A 1,418-nucleotide genomic window follows, 5' to 3' on the forward strand; every position below is an offset into this window, starting at 1 on the left:
CGTCGGCACGCCCCAGAGCTTCGAGGCCTACGGCTGCATGATGCGAAAGGACGATCCGGCCTTCAAGAAGGTGACCGACGCGGCACTGGCCAAGGCCATGACTTCCGGCGAGGCCGAGGCCATCTACAAGAAGTGGTTCACCCAGCCCATTCCTCCCAAGGGCCTGAACCTCAACTTCCCGATTTCCGAGGCCATGCTGAAGCTCTACAAGGCGCCCAACGACAAGGCCTTTGAGTAAGCATCCGCGCCGGTACGGGTCGTCGCCCGTGCCGCCCCTTCCCTCTGGAGCCGCAGCCCATGAGCTACCAATGGAACTGGAGCATCTTCTCAAGCCCGGTGCCCACCGGAGACACGACCTACATGGGATGGCTGCTGGAGGGCCTGCAAATCACGCTGGCCTTGTCGCTGTCGGCGTGGGTCATTGCACTGCTGCTCGGCAGCCTGATGGGGGTGCTGCGCACCGTGCCCCATCGGGGGCTGTCGCTGCTGGCGACCAGCTACGTGGAAGTGTTCCGCAACATTCCGCTGCTGGTGCAGTTGTTCATCTGGTATTTCGTGCTGCCCGAGCTCCTGCCTTTCGGCCTTGGCGACGCCTTCAAGCAGCAGCTTGATCCGCTCACCCAGCAGTTTGTGGCGGCCATGGTGTGCCTGGCCTTTTTCACCAGCGCGCGGGTGTGCGAGCAGGTGCGCTCCGGCATCCTCGCCCTGCCCCCGGGGCAAAGAAACGCGGGCCTGGCCCTGGGTTTGACGCTGCCGCAAACCTACCGGCATGTGCTCGTACCCATGGCTTTCCGGCTCATCGTGCCGCCGCTCACCTCCGAGTTCCTCAACATCTTCAAGAACTCCGCCGTGTGCTCGACCATCGGCCTGCTCGAGCTTGCCGCGCAGGGCCGCCAATTGGTGGACTACACCGCCCAGCCCTATGAATCCTTCATCGCGGTCACCCTGTTCTACCTCGTCATCAACGTGGTGGTCATGGGCCTGATGCGGGTCGTCGAGGGGCGCACCCGCGTGCCGGGCTACATCGGCAGCCAGTGAGGAACATGCGATGAATTACGAGTTCGACTGGTCTTCGATCCCCGGCGCCCTGCCCTTTTTGTGGGAGGGCATGAAGATCTCGCTGGAAATCACCCTCACCGCGGTGGTGGTCGGCATCGTGTGGGGCACGCTGCTGGCGATGATGCGCCTGTCGTCGGTCAAGCCGCTGGCGTGGTTCGCCGCCGGCTACGTCAATCTGTTCCGGGCGATTCCGCTGGTGATGGTGCTGCTGTGGTTCTTCCTGATCGTGCCGCAGCTGCTCACGGGCACCTTCAATCTCAGCCCCGGCACCGACGTGCGTCTCACCTCCGCGATGATCGGCTTTGCGCTGTTCGAGTCGGCCTATTACTCGGAAATCATCCGCGCCGGCATCCAGAGCG

3 protein-coding genes are annotated in these 1,418 nt (G+C 63.5%); all 3 read left to right on the forward strand.

Translation table 11 applies throughout. The features are described from left to right. The coding region (locus Q1W26_RS03850) for a transporter substrate-binding domain-containing protein (protein WP_300436122.1) at positions 1–238 on the forward strand (238 nt) is incomplete at its 5' end. A 59-nt stretch (positions 239–297) separates the two neighbouring features. Beyond that, the gene (locus tag Q1W26_RS03855; RefSeq protein WP_300436124.1) at positions 298–1,038 is read left to right on the forward strand and encodes an amino acid ABC transporter permease; all 741 of its coding nucleotides are present in this window, start codon (positions 298–300) and stop codon (positions 1,036–1,038) included. A 10-nt stretch (positions 1,039–1,048) separates the two neighbouring features. Further along, positions 1,049–1,418, forward strand: a 370-nt coding sequence (locus Q1W26_RS03860) for an ABC transporter permease subunit (RefSeq protein WP_300436127.1), incomplete at its 3' end; no start/stop codon positions are given.

Origin of the sequence: Zoogloea sp., assembly GCF_030157465.1 — a bacterium.
GTDB lineage: Bacteria > Pseudomonadota > Gammaproteobacteria > Burkholderiales > Rhodocyclaceae > Zoogloea.

Coding starts and splice junctions, on each gene's coding strand:
- Q1W26_RS03855 (WP_300436124.1), top strand. CDS start 298: ATGAGCTACCAATGGAACTGGAGCATCTTCTCAAGCCCGGTGCCCACC.